The following is a 16886-nucleotide window of genomic DNA, read 5'->3' as shown; positions in this document are numbered from 1 at the left end:
ACCCGCGGGCGTCAGCGGTAGGTGGGTGCGTCGACCTCGACCGGGCCGTAGAAGCGGCGCTCGAAGACGGCGCGGGCCCGGCGGGTGACGCCGAGGTAGTCGTCCTCGAGCTGCGTCGCCGAATCGGCGGGGTACTCCAGGAGCCGTGCCACGCCGTCCAGCTGGCGGCGGTCGGCCGGCAGCACGTCGGCGGTGCGGTCGGTGAACAGGGTCATCGCCGAGCGCACCCGCGAGGCGAGGAGCCAGGCCGCGCGCAGCCGCTCCGCGTCGGGCGGCGAGATCAGCTCCGCCTCCTGCGCCACGCTCAGCGCGGTCAGCGTCGAGGTCGTCCGCAGCGCGGGGATCGTGCGCGCGTGCTGCAGCTGCAGCAGCTGCACCAGCCACTCGACGTCGCTGAGTGAGCCGCGGCCGAGCTTGAGGTGGCGCTTCGGGTCGGCGCCCTGCGGCAGCCGCTCGCTCTCGACGCGGGCCTTGATCCGCTTCACCTCGCGGATGTCGCGGTCCGAGATCGCGGCCGGGTAGCGGACGCCGTCGGCCAGCTCCTCGAAGTCGGCGATCAGCGCCGCGTCACCGGCCACCCCGCGAGCCCGCAGCAGTGCCTGCGCCTCCCACGTCAGCGACCACCGGGCGTAGTAGGCGCGGTAGGAGTCGAGGGAGCGCACCAGCGGACCGTTCTTGCCCTCGGGCCGCAGATCGGCGTCGAGGTCGAGCGGCAGGCGCGAGTCCTCCGTCAGGCGCACGAGCTCGGCGACCAGGAACTGCGCGTAGAGCTGCGCCTCGTGCGGATCCACCTCGCCCGGTCGCTGCACGTACATCACATCCGCGTCGGAGCCGAAGCCCAGCTCCGCTCCCCCGTAGCGCCCCATGCCGATCACGGCGAACTCCGCGGCAGATCCGCGGCGACCGGTGCTCGAGCGGCGGACGGCAGCGAGCACGCCGCCCAGGAGCGCGGAGATGATGTCGGAGAGGCTGGTCGCGATCTCCTCGATGGTGCTGAGGCCGAGGACGCCGCCCATCGCGGTGCGGAGCACCTCTCGGCGGCGCATGCCCCGCAGCGCCGTGGCGACGGCCTCGGGAGTGTCGTGGCGCGCGAGAACCGCGCGCACCTCCTCCGCCAGCCGGTCGGCACTGCGGGGACGCAGGGCCTCGTCGTCCTCGAGCCACGCCGCCGACTCCGGGATGCGGTCGAGCAGCTCGCCGACGAAGCGCGAGCCGGAGAGGACCGTCGTCAGGCGCTTCGCGGCCCCGGAGGAGTCGCGCAGCATCCGGAGGAACCAGGGCGTGCCACCGAGGGTGTCGCTGAGGCGCCGGAAGGCGAGGAGTCCGTAGTCGGGGTCGGCTCCGTCGGCGAACCACTGCAGCATGACGGGGACGAGGTGGCGCTGGATGCTCGCGCGGCGCGAGACGCCCGACGTCATCGCGGCGATGTGGCCGAGGGCGCCACGGGCGTCCGCGAAGCCGATCGCCGCCAGTCGCGCCTCCGCCTGACCGGTCGACAGCTCGATCCCGCCGTCGGGCAGCGCCGCCACCGCGGAGAGCAGCGGGCGGTAGAACAGCCGCTCGTGCAGCCCGCGCACCCGGTGCTTGATGGAGTTCCAGACGACGAGGAGCTCCTCGGCGCTGCGGGCGAGGCCGCTCGCCCGGGCCAGGGTGCGCAGCTCGTGCTCGTCCCGCGGCATCAGGTGGGTGCGCCGGAGCCTGCGCAGCTGGAGCCGGTGCTCGAGCAGGCGCAGTGCGCGGTAGTCCTGCGCGAACTCCTCCGCCGCCGCGCGGCCGATGTAGCCGCGGTCGGCGAGAGCACCGAGGGCCAGCAGGGTGCCCGGCATGTGGATCTCGTCGTCGGTCTGGCCGTGCACGAGCTGGAGCAGCTGGACCGTGAACTCGATGTCGCGCAGCCCGCCCGGTCCGAGCTTGATCTGGTAGTGGACGTCGTTCTGCGGGATGTTCTCGGTGACGCGCTCGCGCATCCGCTGCACCGACTCGACGAAGTTCTCCCGCGACGCGCTCGACCAGACCTTTGGCGCGACGGCGTCGACGTAGGCGCGGCCGAGCTCGAGGTCGCCCGCGAGCGGGCGGGCCTTCAGCAGGGCCTGGAACTCCCAGCTCTTGGCCCAGCGGTCGTAGTAGGTGATGTGCGATTCCAGGGTCCGCACGAGCGCGCCCTGCTTCCCCTCCGGCCGCAGGTTGGGGTCGACCTCCCAGAGCTCCGGCTCGAGCGCGAGCGCGGAGGTGCCGCGCATCAGCAGGACGGCGAGCCGAGTCGCGATGTCGATCGCGCGGGCGTTCGAGAGGCCGCGCTCGGGGTCGCCCTCGGCCACGAAGATGACGTCGACGTCGCTGACGTAGTTGAGCTCGGAGGCGCCGGCCTTGCCCATCCCGATGACGGCGAAGCGGGTCGCCACGACCTCCTCGCGAGAGAAGCGACCGGGTCCGGAGCCCGCGATCAGGTCGGCGCGCGCCACGGCGAGCGACGCCTCCAGTGCCGCCCCCGCGAGGTCGGCGAGGGTCCGGGCGACGCGATCGATCGCCGCGACGGGATCCGCCTGGCCGAGATCGTGCACGACGACGCGGGTGAGCAGTCGGCGGTAGCGGACCCGCAGGGCCGTCCAGCCGTCCTCCTCGTGCAGCGCCGCGACACCGTCGACGGCGCCGACCGAGTCGAGCAGCTCCTGCTTGAGCTCGCCGCGACCAGGAAGGACCCGGACGGGGTCGAGGAAGCCGGCGAGCTCGTCGGGCCGGCGCTGCAGGAAGTCCGCGAGACCGGAGGACGCCCCCAGGACGAGCAGCAGCCGCGTGATCGCGGCGTCGTCCGCGAGCACCGCATCCATCCGGCCGCGGTGAATGCGCAGCAGATCGAGCAGCGCGCCGAGCGCCGCGTCGGGATCGGCCACCGTCGCGAAGGCCGGCACCACCGACTCAAGCGAGCGGCCCGCGAGCTCCTCCGCCTCGGCGAGCCGCGCCCCGGTCTCGCCGAGTGCGGCGAAACCGAGGCGGGCGACCTCGCTCAGCGTGCGTTCGCGGGGCATGGCGCGAGGGGTCAGAGCATCTCGAGGTTGCTGCGCAGCTCGTACGGGGTGACCTGGGCGCGGTACTCGGCCCAGTCCTTCCGCTTGTTGAGCAGCACGAAGTTGAACACCTGCTCGCCGAGGGTCTCGGCGACGAGCTCCGACTCCTCCATCAGCGAGATCGCGCGGTCGAGGCTCGCCGGCAGCGGGCTGTAGCCCAGGGCACGGCGCTCGGCGTCCGACAGCGTCCAGACGTTGTCCTCGGCCTCGGCGGGGAGCTCGTAGCCCTCCTCGATGCCCTTGAGTCCCGCGGCCAGCAGCAGCGAGTAGGCGAGGTAGGGGTTCGCGGCCGAGTCGAGCGCGCGGTACTCGATGCGCGAGGACTGGCCCTTGTTGGGCTTGTACAGCGGCACGCGGACGAGCGCGGAGCGGTTGTTGTGGCCCCACGACACGTAGCTCGGCGCCTCGTCGCCGCCCCAGAGCCGCTTGTACGAGTTGACGAACTGGTTCGTCACCGCGGTGATCTCGGGCGCGTGCTTGAGCAGCCCGGCGATGAACTGGCGGCCGAGCTTGGACAGCTGGTACTGCGCGCCCTGCTCGTAGAACACGTTCATGTCGCCCTCGAAGAGCGAGAGGTGCGTGTGCATGCCCGAGCCGGGGTGGCCGGAGAGCGGCTTGGGCATGAAGGTCGCGTAGACGCCCTGCTCGATCGCCACCTCCTTGATGACCGTTCGGAAGGTCATGATGTTGTCGGCCGTGGTCAGCGCGTCCGCGTAGCGGAGGTCGATCTCGTTCTGGCCGGGGCCCGCCTCGTGGTGGCTGAACTCGACCGAGATGCCGAGGTCCTCGAGCATCCGGACCGAGCGGCGGCGGAAGTCGTGCGCCGTGCCGCCGGGGACGTTGTCGAAGTAGCCAGCGGAGTCGACGGGCTCGGGCCCCTCCGCGCCGAAGGTCGACGACTTCAGCAGGTAGAACTCGATCTCGGGGTGCGTGTAGAACGTGAAGCCGCGCTCGGCCGCCTTCGCGAGCGTGCGCTTGAGCACGTTCCGCGGGTCGGCGACGGCGGGCTGGCCGTCCGGCGTGGTGATGTCGCAGAACATCCGCGCCGTCGGATCGATCTCGCCGCGCCACGGCAGGATCTGGAAGGTCGACGGATCCGGGTGCGCGAGGACGTCGGCCTCGAACGAGCGGGTGAGTCCCTCGATCGCGGAGCCGTCGAAGCCGAGACCCTCGGCGAACGCCCCCTCGACCTCGGCCGGCGCGATCGCGACCGACTTGAGCGTGCCGACGACGTCCGTGAACCAGAGGCGAACGAATTTGATCCCTCGCTCTTCAATGGTGCGAAGAACGAAGTCCCGTTGCTTGTCCATCAAGGCCCTTCCTGTTTCGCTCCCAGGCTAGTGGCTCCGCCCCTCCCCTGCTGGGCGCCCGGCCGTTCCCCGCGGAGCCCCGACGGGGCGCCGATAGACTCGACCGCATGTCAGCGCAGCCCGTGAAACGCGTGAGAACCCGGCACTTCCAGACCGCGAAGGACTCGGGGGTGCGGATCACCGGGCTCACCAGCTACGACGTGCTCACGGCCCGCATCTTCGACCAGGCGGGCATCGACTTCCTGCTCGTGGGCGACTCCGCCGGCAACACCGTGCTCGGCTACGACACGACCCTGCCGGTCACGGTGGACGAGCTGATCCCGCTGGCCCGGGCCGTCGCGGGCGCCGTCGAGCGCGCGTTCGTCGTCGCCGACCTGCCCTTCGGCTCCTACGAGTCGGGCCCGGACGACGCGCTGCACACCGCCTTCCGCTTCATGAAGGAGACGCACGCGCACGCCGTGAAGCTCGAGGGCGGCGTCCGCTCCGCGGAGCAGATCCGGCGGATCGTCGAGGCCGGCATCCCGGTGATGGCGCACATCGGCTTCACCCCGCAGAGCGAGCACGGCCTCGGCGGGCACATGATCCAGGGCCGCGGCGAGGGGATCGAGCAGCTGCTCGCCGACGCCCGCGCCGTCCAGGACGCCGGCGCGTTCGCCGTCGTGCTCGAGATGGTGCCGAGCGAGGCCGCCCGCCGGGTCACCGAGGAGCTCAGCATCCCGACGATCGGCGTCGGTGCCGGCCCGCACGTGGACGGTCAGCTGCTCGTGTGGACCGACTTCGCCGGGCTGACCACCGGCCGCGTGCCGCGCTTCGTCAAGCAGTACGCCGACCTGCGCGGTGTCCTCACCGGCGCGGTGACCGCGTTCCGCGAGGACGTCGAGGCCGGCGCGTACCCCGGAGCCGAGCACAGCTACGAGTAGCGGGGCGCGACCCGGTTCAGCGCGGGATCAGCGATCCTCCGCGTCCTCCTCGTCCCAGCGGCGGGTGTTCTCGCGCATCTTCTCGAGGGCGTGCGACGCCTCCTCGCGGGACGAGTAGGGGCCCGCGCGGTCGACGGACGGGGACTGGAAGCCCTGCTCCACCGCGCCGGACTTGAGGTTGTACCACCAGGAGTTCGCATCACCGTCAGACATGTCGCGATCCTACGCCGGGGCCGGTCGCCGGTCGCTCCCCCTCGCGCCTCGCTAGCATGGCCGGTATGACTGCTGCTGCGACCGCGATCGGAATCGACATCGGAGGGACCGGCATCAAGGGGGCGTACGTCGACCTCGGCGAGGGCGCCCTCCTGAGCGACCGGATGAAGGTCGCCACCCCCGAGGGCGGCCGCCCGAAGGACATCGTCGCCACGGTGCAGCAGATCCTGGGCATGCTCCCGGACGCACCGGCCGACACCCCGGTGGGGATCTGCTTCCCGGCCGCCGTGGTGCACGGGCGCACCATGTCCGCCGCGAACGTCTCGGACGAGTGGATCGGCCTCGAGGCCGAGAAGCTGTTCGAGGACGCCATCGGCCGCGACATCTTCTTCGTGAACGACGCCGATGCCGCCGGCTACGCCGAGTCGCGCTTCGGCGCGGCGAAGGACAAGAAGGGCCTGGTCCTGATGACCACGCTCGGCACCGGCATCGGCACCGCGCAGATCTACGACGGCGTCCTCATCCCCAACGCCGAGCTCGGCCACCTCGAGATCCACGGCGGCGACTACGAGAAGAAGGCGTCCTTCGCCGCGAAGGAGCGGGACGACCTCGACTACAAGCACTGGGCCAAGCGCCTGCAGCGCTACTACTCCCACCTCGAGGCGCTCCTCTGGCCGGACCTGATCATCGTCGGCGGCGGCATCTCGAAGCACCACGAGGAGTTCCTGCCCCTGCTCGACCTGCGCACCCCGATCGTCCCGGCCGCCCTGCGGAACAACGCGGGCATCCTCGGCGCCGCGGCCCTGGCAGGCGGCGGCGTGCGCCGCTGAGGCGGTACCTCCTTCCGCGGCGGTCACCGCCCGCCGCGGCGGCGTCGGCCCCGACAGGTGGCCGCGTTCCGCAGGGCGTCTCGCCTTCGGCTACGACGAAACGCTGGCACGCGTTTCGCCGGTGAGCCTCGCTGCGCGAGGGCGGTCTGCAGGGTCGGCGCCTCTGAGGCCCGCCCCCTCCATGCTGGTCGAGTAGCCGCGCAGCGGCGTATCGAGACCCACGTCACCGAACGGCAGCCTCACGCCCGCGTCCAGCAGGGCGGGATCTCGATACGCCCTCTCCGAGGGCTACTCGATCAGCATGATAGCGGCGAACCTTTTGCGCGACTGACGTGGCGCCCCTCCTGCCCGGACGGGCCCGCCTCCCTCTTGCTGGTCGAGTAGCCGCGCAGCGGCGTATCGAGACCGACGTCACCGAACGGCGGTCCCAGGCACTCGTCCAGCAGGGCGGGATCTCGATACGCCCTCTCCGAGGGCTACTCGATCAGCATGCACGGGCGGACGGCGCTCTTCAGGAGCATGCGGAAGCAGGGCCGAGGCGAGCCGGAGAAACGCGTGCCAGCGTTTCTCCGGAGCCGGACGCGGGACGCTCTGCGGAACGCGACCCTCCGCTCGAGCCGACCGCGCCGCGGCGGGCGGGGACCGCCGCGGTAACAAGCACCAGCCTGCCCCGAGACACGAAATGCCCCGCGAAGCGGGGCATTTCGGGGCGAAGGGGCAGGCTGATACGCCGGGTTCTGTTCACGCCGCGCCTCTCGGCGGGCGCTGGACGGCCATCTCTCTCGGGGGCACGTCGCCGTGACCCTCCAGCGGTCTACCCGAGGACCCGACGAGCAGCCGCATCGTCCTCTGTCTGACCTTGCTCCGGGCGAGGTTTACCGAGCGGACCGGATCACTCCGGCCCCTGGTGGTCTCTTACACCACCGTTTCACCCTTACCGCGGGCCGGGGCCCGTGGCGGTCTGTTCTCTGTGGCACTGTCTCGCGGGTCGCCCCGGGTGGGTGTTACCCACCGCCCTGCTCTGCGGAGCCCGGACGTTCCTCGGCGCCGGGGCTCTCACCCCGGCGACGCGACCGTCTTGCCGGCCCGTTCGCGGAACCAGTGTACGGGCCGGGTCAGGCGAGCGTCGACTCGTCGCCGCGGACGAGGATGCAGCCGCTGTCGGGGCAGAGCACGACCTGGTCGGGCGCGGTGGTGCGGATCCAGGCGAGGTCGGACTCGGTGAGGGCGACGCCGCTCCCCTCCGACACCTTGCCGCGCAGGAGCGCAGCGCCGACGCCGTAGCGGGCGCGCTGCTTCTCGTAGAGCTCCACCAGGTCGGCCGGGATCTTCTCGACGAGCGAGGCGCGGTCGCGGGCGAGCGCCTCCTGCTTGCCGGCGAGCTTCTCGGCCTGGGCGTCGCGCTCCTCGGCGAGGGTCGCGATGCCGGCGACGACCTCGTCGCGCTCGGCCTGGGCGGCGGCGACCTCGGCCTCGATGCCCTCGATCCGCTCCATCAGCGTCAGCTCGATGTCCTCGAGGTCGCCGCGGCGCTTGACCAGCGAGGTGATCTCGCCCTCGAGCGCGGCGATGTCCTTCGCGGACGACGCGGTCTGGAGCCGGTCGCGGTCGCGGGCGAGGCGCTTGTCGACGACCTCGACGTCGGACTCGATGCGGCCGAGCTCGGTGCGGGCGTCCTCCAGGCGGCCGTTGCGCTCCGCGAGGGTGCGGCGGGTCTCGTTGTCGCGGGTCTGCATCGCCTTGATCGCCGCGATCTGCGGCAGGGTGGCGACGGCGTGACGGAGCTGGTTGCCCCTCGTGTCGAGACTCTGCAGAGTCAGGAGCTCTCGCTGGTCGGCGGGGCTGGCAATCACGTCGCGGTCCTCGTTCCCGGCACGGAGGGTGGGCGTGCCGGCTCCATTCTCGCGCGCTCGCGGAGCGTCAGTGGACGATGGCGAAATCCCAGGGGTCGGTGCGGGTCTCGCTGACGTCGACGACGACCCCCGGCAGCGCGGTGCGCAGGGCCTCGGCGGCGACGTCGAGCCAGAGCCACTCGCTCGCCCAGTGCGAGACGTCGAGGAGCGCCGGTCCGGTGCCGTGGCGGGCCTTCTCGCGCGCCTCCGACGCCGGGTGGTGCCGGAGGTCGGCCGTGATGTAGACGTCGCTCGTGCGGACCGCAGGGCTGTCGAGGAGGGAGTCCCCGGCTCCGCCGCAGAGCGAGACCCGACGGACGGGCGCCTCGTAGTCGCCGGCGGCACGGACTCCCCCGGCGGTCGCGGGCAGCAGCTCGGCCACGGCGCGGGCCAGACGGCCGAGCGTGACCTCCTCGGCGAGGTCGCCGACGCGGCCGAGGCCGACCGACGGGTCCTCGCCGGGGACCAGCGGCGTCGTGCCGGTGAGCCCGAGCCGCGTCGCGATCACGTCGGAGACGCCGTCCGCCACGATGTCCGCGTTGGTGTGCGCGGAGACGAGGGCGCAGCCGTGCCGGATCAGCTCGGCGAGCAGGCGGCCCTTGTAGCCGTCCTCCGCGATCGAGGTGACCCCGCGGAGCAGGAGCGGGTGGTGGGCCAGGAGGAGCTGGTAGCCGCCGTCGGCGGCCTCGGAGACGGTGTCGGCGACGACGTCGACCGCGAGGAGGATCCGCTCGACCTGCGCAGCCGGGTCACCGGTGACGAGACCGGGAGCGTCCCAGTCCTCCGCGGCCCCCTCGGGCCAGAGACGGTCGATGACGGCGTGGACGTCGCGCAGCGTGGGCATGCGTCCAGGGTAGGGCCGCCGCTCCCCCGCCGGAGTGCGCCTCAGTGCGCGTGGTCGGTCTCGACGGCGCGGATGGCGGCGTCGGAGCTGCCGACCTCGTCGTCGAGGTCCGCGGCGAGGAAGTCCTCCGACTCCGGGAGGCGCACGGTGAGCCCGGCGTACTGCTCGACCGCCAGCTCGCCGCTCAGCCCGGACGCTGCGAGGACGTGGCCGCCGACGGAGCCGCTCGAGTCGACGAAGTGGGTGTGCAGCCCGGCGACGCTGATCCCCTGGAACGGCTTGGGGCCGTAGAAGCCGACGATCGTGCCCTCGACATCGCTCAGGTGCACCTCGCGCTGGTCGCGCATCGCGTCCGCCAGGCGGAGGTACGGCTTCACCTGGGCGATCGGCTGCCGCAGCGTCAGGTGCCCGATGCGGCCGCGGAGCCGGACGCCGACGAACACGTTCGGGCTCGGCACCGTCCGCCGCACCGCCGTCAGCAGGGCGTCGAGCGACGGCACCGCCTCGACCGTCTCCGTGCTGTCCGGAGCGAACCGCGCCAGCTCGGCGAACGCGATCGTGTCCTCCGGCTCGAGGACGACGACCGAGCCGTCGCCGCGGAACAGCCGGTGCACGCCGTCGAGCACGACCAGCTCGCCCTCCATGTGGTCGCCGCAGCCCAATCCGAAGTCGCCGGCCTCGTCGGCCTCGGCGCGCGTCACGACCCCGTCGAACAGACCGGCCAGCAGCGCGTCGACGATCGAGAACTGGGTGATGAGGCCGCGCGGCGCGGTCGGAGTCGGCATCCCGCCATTCTGGCGGAGCACTCAGCTCTCCAGCGCCAGCCGATACCGCTCGCGCGCCGTCCGGAGACGAGAGAAGCCCCGCGCTTCCGGAGAAGTGCGGGGCTCTCTGCCTTGCGGTGGATCCGAGGGGATTCGAACCCCTGACCCCCTGCATGCCATGCAGGTGCGCTACCAGCTGCGCCACGGACCCTTGGTGCGCTTCTCGGACTCGAGGTACCGGCCTTGCGGCCCGCTCCTCCGCCCGGCGGAAGCAACTCGAATAAACTACAACACGAAGCGCGTGGAGTGAAATCGAGCGGCGACGCCGGGCGTGTTCCTCAGTTCGAGGAGGCCGCGGAGTCGGCGGGAACGGCGTTCGCCAGCGTGATCGGGACCACGGGGCAGTCCTTCCAGAGGCGCTCCAGCGAGTAGTACATCCGGTCCTCCTCGTGGAAGACGTGGACGACGAGGTCGCCGAAGTCGAGCAGGATCCAGCGTCCCTCGGCGCGGCCCTCGCGGCGCAGGAGCTTGGCTCCGGACTCGTTGAGGCGGTCCTCCACCTCGTTGGCGATGGCGACGACGTTGCGCTCGGAGCGCCCCGTCACCAGGAAGAAGATGTCGACGAGCGGCAGCGGTCCCGAGACGTCGAGTGCGACGAGGTCCTCCCCGCCCTTGGAGTCGGCGGCGGTGGCCGCGAGGTCGAGCAGGGCGCGGGCGGAAGCGGTCGCAGTCATGAAGCCTTCAGTGTCGGTGGTGGATCAGAAGATGTTGAGGACGAAGCCGCCGATGAACAGCGCGATCGAGGCGACCAGCAGCACGGCGGCGGTGATGGCCAGCACGACGGGGACGCTGACGGCGCGGCGCTTCTGCGGGGCGATCATCGCGGTGCCCGCGGCGTGCGTGGAGACGGCGCTCGACGCCCGGACGGGCTCCGAGTCGGAGGCGGGCTGCTCGCGGTCGATGCGGTCGACGTAGCGGTCGACATCGGGCGAGTCGTAGAGGTTGGGGTGCTGACCGGTGGAGCCGAGGCTGCGCGGCAGGTCGAAGGAGCCCGTGACGAGCACCTCCCCCGTGTCCGTGCGGACCGGAGACGCGTCGCCCGCGGTCGGCAGGATCAGGGCGTTCGTCGTGGTGACGGCGCCCGTCGCGGCGACTCCGCTCGCGATGAGGGAGTCGAAGGAGGCGTCGACCTCCTCCTTGGACTTGCTGTCGAGCTCGTCGGTGATGGCCAGGTGCTCGATCGGCGGGTGGAAGCTGCCGGTGATCTCTGTGGCCTTCTCGTCCGCGATGTCGAGCGTGCCGACGGTGGCGAAGAGGGCGGTGTTGAGCTTGGGCTGCTCGGGCTCGTCGTTCGACTGCTCGGACTCGTCGGCCGGCTGCTCGACGTCGGACGCCTCGGGAGCGGACGCCTCGGCGGCGGTCGCCTCCGCGACGGCGTCAGGCTCGGCCTTCGCCGACTCCTGCGCGGCGTCGACGGGCGCGGCCTCAGGGGTCGCAGCGACCTGCTCCGCCTGCTGCTGGGCGAGCAGCGCGCGGAGCTCGCGGCGGGTGAGCGTGCTGCGGTCGACGCCCTCGGGCAGCACGACCTCGATGGCGGAGGTGCTCAGCTCGGGCTCGGCGGCAGGAGTCGGCGCGACGACGGGGACGCGCAGAGCCTGGGTCGCGGTGAGGACGGGCATCTCGCCCGCGGCGGTGACGGACGCGGTCGCGGCGCGGCGGGAGGTCGTCGGTGCGGCGGCGGGCGCGGCGCCGGCCGCGGCTCGCTCGCGCTCGCGGATCTCGCGCCGGGTGAGCGGCGCGCCCTCGTGCTGAACTGTCATGGCGTGCTCCGATACAGGTGGTGCTTCGAGATGTACTGGACGACACCGTCGGGAACCAGATACCAGACCGGATCACCCCGGTTCACGCGGCTCCGACAGTCCGTCGAGGAAATCGCTAGCGCCGGAATTTCCAACAAGGATACGTCCTGAGCCGGCAATCCCGAAACGGACAGCGCGTGACCCGGCCGGCTGACGGCGACGAAGTGCGCCAGCTCCCAGAGCTCGTCGTAGTCCTTCCAGCTCAGGATCTGCTCGACGGCGTCGGCTCCCGTGATGAAGAACAGCTCGGCGTCGGGGTGCGCGAGGTGGATGTCGCGGAGCGTGTCGATCGTGTACGTCGTGCCGATGCGGTCGATGTCGACGCGGCTGACGGTGAAGCGCGGGTTGGACGCGGTCGCGATGACCGTCATCAGATAGCGGTGCTCCGGCGGCGTGACCGTCTTCTTGTGCCACGGCCGGCCGGTCGGCACGAAGACGACCTCGTCGAGGTCGAAGGACTGCGCCACCTCGGAGGCGGCGACGAGGTGCCCGTGGTGGATCGGGTCGAAGGTGCCACCCATCACGCCGATGCGCGGACGCCGCGGGTCTCCGCTCGCGGCGGACGTCACGATCGCAGGGCCGCCGGACTAGTGGCCGTGGCCGTGGGAGTCGTGGGAGCCGGCACCGGTCTTGTGCGAGTGGCGGTTGGCGACGTCGCGGTAGCTCCACGTGACGAAGCCGAGCGCGGTGAAGGCGACGACGGCGATCAGCCCGTAGACGATGGTCGGCATCGGCAGCTCGGTGTGCGCTGCTTCAGCGAGGACGGTCGTCACGAGGGACATGCGGTGCTCCTTGGAATCGGGATCGCCCACTCAGGGCGTCGTCGAGTCTACCCGGACACCGCCGCGAGCCGGGTGCGGCGCTAGGAGCGGACCTGACCGGACCCGCGCAGCAGCCACTTCGTGCTCGTCAGCTCGGGCAGTCCCATCGGGCCGCGGGCGTGCAGCTTCTGCGTCGAGATGCCGACCTCCGCTCCGAAGCCGAACTCGCCGCCGTCGGTGAAGCGGGTGGAGGCGTTCACCATCACCACCGCGGAGTCGACCTCGGCGAGGAAGCGCTCGGCGCTGCGCAGGTCGTTCGTGACGATCGACTCGGTGTGGCGGGTGGAGTAGCGGGCGATGTGGTCCATCGCCGCGTCGAGATCGTCGACGACGGCGACCGCGATGTCGAGCGAGTAGTACTCGGCCGTCCAGTCCTCCTCGCTGGCGGGCACCGCATCGGCGACGATCGCGCGGACCCGCTCGTCGCCGTGCACGGTCACTCCGGCGGCGGCGAGGCGGCCGAGGACGGGCGGCAGGAGCCGCTCGGCGGCGTCCCGGTGCACGAGCAGCGTCTCGAGAGCGTTGCAGGTGCTCGGGCGCTGGGTCTTGGCGTTGTGCACGATGTCGACGGCCCACTGCTCGTCGGCGCTGGCGTCGAGGAAGACGTGCACCACTCCGGCGCCCGTCTCGATCACCGGGACGGTCGACTCGGTCACGACGGACTCGATGAGGCCGGCGCTGCCGCGGGGCACCAGGACGTCGACGTAGCCGCGGGCGCGCATCAGCGCCTTCGCGCCCTCGCGCCCGAAGTCGTCCACCGTCTGGATCAGCTCCGCGGGCAGGCCGACCGAGGCGACCGCCTCCTGCAGCAGCTCGACGAGGACCCGGTTGGTGTTCTCGGCCGCGCTGCCACCGCGCAGGATCACCGCGTTGCCGCTCTTGAGGGCGAGGGCGGCGATGTCGATCGTGACGTTGGGGCGCGCCTCGTAGATGGCGCCGACGACGCCGAAGGGCACGCGCACCTGGGTGAGCGAGGCGCCGTTGGGCAGGTTCGAGCCTCGGACCGTCTGGCCGACCGGGTCGACGAGACCGGCGACCGCGACCACGGCGTCGGCGAGCGAGCCGAGGCGCGCCTCGTCGAGACGGAGACGGTCCTGCAGCCCGGCGCTCATGCCGTTCTCCCGGCCGTTCGCGAGGTCGAGCCCGTTCGCCGGGACGACCCGCTCGACGGATCCGCGGACGGCGTCGGCGATCGCGAGCAGGGCGCGGTTCTTGAGGTCGGTCGTCGCGCTGCGCAGGGACCGCGAGGCCGTGCGGGAGGCGGCGAACCGCTCGGTCAGGACGGAGCTGTCGAGGGTCGTCTGCGGCATCCGGCCAGTGTATTCGCCGACGGCGCCTCGCCGAGGGCGGTGCCGAGGAGTCAGACCTCCTCGGCGTCGCCCACCAGGTCGTCCTCGTCGGAGACGCGCCAGACGCCGCCCTGGCGCTCGCGGTCGAGCTCGGCGCGGGCGGCCGCCTTGGCGTCCATCCGCTCGAGGTAGTTGTCGCGACGCTCGGCGCGGGTCTTGCGGTTGTTCTCCTCGAGGCGGAGGTCGGTGCCGCGCGGGGCGGTGATCAGCTCCGCCGTCGAGGTGAGCGTGGGCTCCCAGTCGAAGACGACGCCGTCGCCCGGGCCGATGACGACGGTGGAGCCGGCGACGGCCCCGGCCGAGAAGAGGCCGTTCTCGACGCCCAGCTTCGCGAGGCGGTCGGCGAGGAAGCCGACGGCCTCGTCGTTGGTGAAGTCGGTCTGCGCGACCCAGCGCTGCGGCTTGGTGCCGAGCACGCGGTAGACGTTGCCGTAGGAGCCGCCCTCGACGCGGATCTCGTAGTCCTTCTCGTCGACGGCGCGCGGGCGGATGGTGATCCGCTCGACCTTGGGCTCGGCCGCGAGGGCGAGACGGTGCTGCTCGACGATCTCGCCGAGGGCGAAGGTCAGCTGGCGCAGTCCCGAGTGGGAAACGGTCGAGATCTCGAAGACGCGGTAGCCGCGGGCCTCGAGGTCGGCGCGCACGAAGTCGGCGAGCTCCTGGGCCTCCGGCACGTCGACCTTGTTCAAAGCGATCAGCTGCGGGCGCTCGAGAAGCGGCACCTGGCCGTCGCCGACCGGGTACGCGGCCAGCTCGCCGAGGATGATGTCGAGGTCGGTCAGCGGGTCGCGGCCCGGCTCGAGCGTGGCGCAGTCGAGCACGTGCACGAGAGCGGTGCAGCGCTCGACGTGGCGGAGGAACTCCAGGCCCAGGCCCTTGCCCTCGCTCGCACCCTCGATCAGGCCGGGGACGTCGGCGACGGTGTAGCGCGACTCCCCCGCCTGGACGACGCCGAGGTTGGGGGCGAGGGTGGTGAACGGGTAGTCGGCGATCTTCGGCTTCGCCGCCGAGATGGCCGCGACGAGGCTGGACTTGCCGGCCGAGGGGAAGCCCACGAGCGCGACGTCGGCGACGGTCTTCAGCTCGAGGACGACGTCGCCCTCCCAGCCGGGAGTGCCGAGCAGCGCGAACCCGGGGGCCTTGCGCTTGGTGGTCGCCAGCGAGGCGTTGCCGAGGCCGCCCTGGCCGCCGGGGGCGATGACGAAGCGGAGCCCCGGCTCGTCCATGTCGAGCAGCTCCTCGCCCGTGGGCGACTTGACGACGGTCCCGACCGGGACCATCAGCTCGAGGAGGTCGCCGTTGCCGCCGGCGCGGTGGTCGCCCATCCCGGGGCCGCCGTTGGCCGAGGAGCGGTGCGGGTGCCGGTGGAAGGCGAGCAGCGTGGTGGTCTGCGCATCGGCGACGAGGACGATGTCGCCGCCGTGACCGCCGTTGCCGCCGTCTGGGCCGGCCAGCGGCTTGAACTTCTCGCGGCGGACGGAGACGCAGCCGTTGCCGCCGTGCCCGGCGCGCAGGTGCAGCGTGACGTTGTCGACGAAGGTGACCATGGTGTGTTCCGTCCGATGGGGAGGTGGGAGCGTCGGAGTGTCCGACGCCGGGTGCCGAGGTGCGCGGCGCTCACGAGCACGGGGCTCGCGGTGAGGATGCCGCAGCAACGCGCAAGGGGCGAGCCGAAGCCCGCCCCTTGCGTCCTGTGCCTGCTCGGCCGAGGAGAGCTGCCTAAGCGGCGGCCACCACGATGTTGACGACCTTGCGGCCGCCCTTCTGGCCGAACTCGACCGCACCGGCCGAGAGGGCGAACAGGGTGTCGTCGCCGCCACGACCGACGTTGACGCCGGGGTGGAAGTGGGTGCCGCGCTGGCGGACGATGATCTCGCCCGCGCTGACGACCTGACCGCCGAAGCGCTTCACGCCGAGACGCTGCGCGTTCGAGTCGCGACCGTTGCGGGTGGAGCTTGCGCCCTTCTTGTGTGCCATTTCTCATCTCCTCGAGACCGGGGGGCCGCAGCCCCGTGCTGATGCTCTGCGGAGCGATGGCTCCCGCCGCAGATCAGCGAAGTGTGGGTGTTACTTGATGCCCGTGACCTTGACGCGCGTGAGGTCCTGACGGTGCCCCTGGCGCTTCTTGTACCCGGTCTTGTTCTTGAACTTCTGGATGATGATCTTCGGACCGCGGAGCTCCTCGAGCACCTCGGCCGTGACCGACACCTTCTCGAGCGCCGCGGCGTCCGAGGTGATGGAGTCCCCGTCGACGAGGAGCACGGCAGCCAGCTGCACGGTGCCGTTCTCGTCGGCCTTGATGCGGTCCATCGTCACGATGGTGCCGACCTCGACCTTCTCCTGCCGGCCACCGGCGCGCACAACTGCGTAAACCACTTCTCGTACCTGTTTTCTCATCTGGACGGCGCGTGAGCGCTGTCCGGGGCTTGTAAGGACGGGGTCGTACCCCGGTCTTCCCGGTCGTACCCGTCTCTCGTACGGGACGAGGGGACCGGCACCGCGGCTCGCATCCCGTGAGGGACCGAGCGGCAACGGAAATCTGCGTGAGCACATGGATCGCGCCACACCAACGGTCAAGAGTACGGGATCCGTGCTCCCCGGTCAAACGCGCACCGCCCCGGAGGGGGTGCCGCTCGACCGACGACCCCGTCACGATAGTGCAGGCCTTGCCGCGGATCGGGCAGGCGCGCCGCCTACGATCGACGGATGGCGATCCTCCTCGACGCGGCGCGCTGGCCCGCCCACGACACGCTCTGGGCCCACCTCGTCAGCGACTCCTCCCTGGAGGAGCTGCACGCCTTCGCGCGCCTCGTCGGGCTGCCCGAGCGCGGCTTCGACCTCGATCACTACGACGTGCCCGCCGCGCGTCGCGAGGAGCTGCTCGCGGCGGGCGCCGTGCCCGTGGGCAGCCGGGAGCTGGTCGAGCGGCTCCGCGACAGCGGCCTGCGCGTGAAGGGCCGGGACCGGGACGCGGAGAGGGCCCGGCGCCGGCTCTCGCCGGGCACCGGGCCCCACTGAT

17 protein-coding genes, 1 tRNA gene and 1 other RNA gene are annotated in these 16886 nt (G+C 71.8%); 3 read left to right on the top strand and 16 right to left on the bottom strand.

Features of this window, described 5'->3' with window-relative positions:
- Positions 1–11: 11 nt before the first annotated feature.
- Positions 12–3026 carry a bifunctional [glutamine synthetase] adenylyltransferase/[glutamine synthetase]-adenylyl-L-tyrosine phosphorylase gene (locus EDF43_RS11570; RefSeq protein ID WP_132437045.1) on the bottom strand — a complete coding sequence of 1005 codons (3015 nt, stop codon included), beginning with the start codon at positions 3024–3026 and terminating at the stop codon, positions 12–14.
- An 11-nt stretch (positions 3027–3037) separates the two neighbouring features.
- Positions 3038–4375, bottom strand: coding sequence for a glutamine synthetase family protein (locus EDF43_RS11565; protein WP_123445837.1), 1338 nt, complete (start codon positions 4373–4375; stop codon positions 3038–3040).
- 107 nt (positions 4376–4482) lie between these two features.
- On the opposite strand from EDF43_RS11565, the gene panB reads away from it, so the two are divergent.
- Positions 4483–5295 carry a 3-methyl-2-oxobutanoate hydroxymethyltransferase gene (panB, locus tag EDF43_RS11560; protein ID WP_132437044.1) on the top strand — a complete coding sequence of 271 codons (813 nt, stop codon included), beginning with the start codon at positions 4483–4485 and terminating at the stop codon, positions 5293–5295.
- Between the two features lie 27 nt (positions 5296–5322).
- Here the strand turns inward: panB and EDF43_RS11555 are convergent, their stop codons facing one another.
- A complete protein-coding gene (locus tag EDF43_RS11555) occupies positions 5323–5508 on the bottom strand; it encodes an SPOR domain-containing protein (protein ID WP_123445835.1) in 186 nt (61 codons plus the stop codon).
- A 65-nt stretch (positions 5509–5573) separates the two neighbouring features.
- On the opposite strand from EDF43_RS11555, the gene ppgK reads away from it, so the two are divergent.
- Positions 5574–6338: a polyphosphate--glucose phosphotransferase gene (gene ppgK / locus EDF43_RS11550; RefSeq protein WP_132437043.1), complete on the top strand. Its 765-nt coding sequence runs from the start codon at positions 5574–5576 to the stop codon at positions 6336–6338.
- Positions 6339–7048: 710 nt separating this feature from the next.
- Here ppgK and rnpB read toward each other — a convergent pair.
- From rnpB to rplU, 13 genes are all read right to left on the bottom strand, one after another.
- Positions 7049–7427, bottom strand: an RNA gene (rnpB, locus tag EDF43_RS11545) — RNase P RNA component class A.
- 26 nt (positions 7428–7453) lie between these two features.
- Positions 7454–8191, bottom strand: coding sequence for a hypothetical protein (locus EDF43_RS11540; RefSeq protein WP_123445833.1), 738 nt, complete (start codon positions 8189–8191; stop codon positions 7454–7456).
- 67 nt (positions 8192–8258) lie between these two features.
- Positions 8259–9074, bottom strand: coding sequence for a Nif3-like dinuclear metal center hexameric protein (locus EDF43_RS11535; protein WP_132437041.1), 816 nt, complete (start codon positions 9072–9074; stop codon positions 8259–8261).
- 41 nt (positions 9075–9115) lie between these two features.
- Positions 9116–9859: an acetolactate decarboxylase gene (locus EDF43_RS11530; RefSeq protein WP_132437039.1), complete on the bottom strand. Its 744-nt coding sequence runs from the start codon at positions 9857–9859 to the stop codon at positions 9116–9118.
- Positions 9860–9976: 117 nt separating this feature from the next.
- A tRNA-Ala gene (locus EDF43_RS11525) sits at positions 9977–10049 on the bottom strand.
- 127 nt (positions 10050–10176) lie between these two features.
- Complete coding sequence (gene rsfS, locus EDF43_RS11520; RefSeq protein WP_132437037.1) at positions 10177–10572, bottom strand: ribosome silencing factor; 396 nt, start codon at positions 10570–10572, stop codon at positions 10177–10179.
- 24 nt (positions 10573–10596) lie between these two features.
- A complete protein-coding gene (locus EDF43_RS11515) occupies positions 10597–11658 on the bottom strand; it encodes a hypothetical protein (protein ID WP_132437035.1) in 1062 nt (353 codons plus the stop codon).
- Entirely contained in the window at positions 11655–12266 is a 612-nt protein-coding gene (gene nadD / locus EDF43_RS11510) for a nicotinate-nucleotide adenylyltransferase (RefSeq protein ID WP_123732279.1), read from the bottom strand. Before nadD ends, EDF43_RS11515 begins: the two co-directional genes overlap by 4 nt.
- Positions 12267–12284: 18 nt before the next feature.
- Positions 12285–12479, bottom strand: coding sequence for a hypothetical protein (locus EDF43_RS11505; RefSeq protein WP_123445826.1), 195 nt, complete (start codon positions 12477–12479; stop codon positions 12285–12287).
- Between the two features lie 80 nt (positions 12480–12559).
- Positions 12560–13828 (bottom strand): glutamate-5-semialdehyde dehydrogenase, encoded by a 1269-nt coding sequence (locus EDF43_RS11500; RefSeq protein ID WP_132437033.1) that lies wholly within the window; start codon positions 13826–13828, stop codon positions 12560–12562.
- A gap of 50 nt (positions 13829–13878) precedes the next feature.
- Positions 13879–15414, bottom strand: coding sequence for a GTPase ObgE (obgE, locus tag EDF43_RS11495; RefSeq protein ID WP_123703517.1), 1536 nt, complete (start codon positions 15412–15414; stop codon positions 13879–13881).
- A 172-nt stretch (positions 15415–15586) separates the two neighbouring features.
- Positions 15587–15844 (bottom strand): 50S ribosomal protein L27, encoded by a 258-nt coding sequence (gene rpmA, locus EDF43_RS11490; RefSeq protein ID WP_123445823.1) that lies wholly within the window; start codon positions 15842–15844, stop codon positions 15587–15589.
- Positions 15845–15934: 90 nt separating this feature from the next.
- The gene (rplU, locus tag EDF43_RS11485; RefSeq protein ID WP_123445822.1) at positions 15935–16243 is read right to left on the bottom strand and encodes a 50S ribosomal protein L21; all 309 of its coding nucleotides are present in this window, start codon (positions 16241–16243) and stop codon (positions 15935–15937) included.
- A gap of 330 nt (positions 16244–16573) precedes the next feature.
- Here rplU and EDF43_RS11480 point away from each other — a divergent pair, with 330 nt between their 5' ends.
- Entirely contained in the window at positions 16574–16885 is a 312-nt protein-coding gene (locus EDF43_RS11480) for a DUF4031 domain-containing protein (RefSeq protein ID WP_123732276.1), read from the top strand.
- Position 16886: the final 1 nt, after the last annotated feature.

The organism is Rathayibacter sp. PhB179 (assembly GCF_004345345.1).
Lineage (GTDB): Bacteria > Actinomycetota > Actinomycetes > Actinomycetales > Microbacteriaceae > Rathayibacter > Rathayibacter festucae.
Note: the sequence above shows the minus strand (reverse complement) of the source record. Positions and strands in the feature narration are given on the sequence as shown.

Bases quoted from the DNA above. Each gene is read 5' to 3' on its own strand.
- EDF43_RS11570 (WP_132437045.1), bottom strand. From the start codon at position 3,026: ATGCCCCGCGAACGCACGCTGAGCGAGGTCGCCCGCCTCGGTTTCGCC.
- rsfS (WP_132437037.1), bottom strand. From the start codon at position 10,572: ATGACTGCGACCGCTTCCGCCCGCGCCCTGCTCGACCTCGCGGCCACC.
- EDF43_RS11565 (WP_123445837.1), bottom strand. From the start codon at position 4,375: ATGGACAAGCAACGGGACTTCGTTCTTCGCACCATTGAAGAGCGAGGG.
- EDF43_RS11480 (WP_123732276.1), top strand. From the start codon at position 16,574: ATGGCGATCCTCCTCGACGCGGCGCGCTGGCCCGCCCACGACACGCTC.
- EDF43_RS11500 (WP_132437033.1), bottom strand. From the start codon at position 13,828: ATGCCGCAGACGACCCTCGACAGCTCCGTCCTGACCGAGCGGTTCGCC.
- rpmA (WP_123445823.1), bottom strand. From the start codon at position 15,844: ATGGCACACAAGAAGGGCGCAAGCTCCACCCGCAACGGTCGCGACTCG.
- ppgK (WP_132437043.1), top strand. From the start codon at position 5,574: ATGACTGCTGCTGCGACCGCGATCGGAATCGACATCGGAGGGACCGGC.
- EDF43_RS11535 (WP_132437041.1), bottom strand. From the start codon at position 9,074: ATGCCCACGCTGCGCGACGTCCACGCCGTCATCGACCGTCTCTGGCCC.
- obgE (WP_123703517.1), bottom strand. From the start codon at position 15,414: ATGGTCACCTTCGTCGACAACGTCACGCTGCACCTGCGCGCCGGGCAC.
- EDF43_RS11505 (WP_123445826.1), bottom strand. From the start codon at position 12,479: ATGTCCCTCGTGACGACCGTCCTCGCTGAAGCAGCGCACACCGAGCTG.
- panB (WP_132437044.1), top strand. From the start codon at position 4,483: ATGTCAGCGCAGCCCGTGAAACGCGTGAGAACCCGGCACTTCCAGACC.
- EDF43_RS11530 (WP_132437039.1), bottom strand. From the start codon at position 9,859: ATGCCGACTCCGACCGCGCCGCGCGGCCTCATCACCCAGTTCTCGATC.
- EDF43_RS11555 (WP_123445835.1), bottom strand. From the start codon at position 5,508: ATGTCTGACGGTGATGCGAACTCCTGGTGGTACAACCTCAAGTCCGGC.
- EDF43_RS11515 (WP_132437035.1), bottom strand. From the start codon at position 11,658: ATGACAGTTCAGCACGAGGGCGCGCCGCTCACCCGGCGCGAGATCCGC.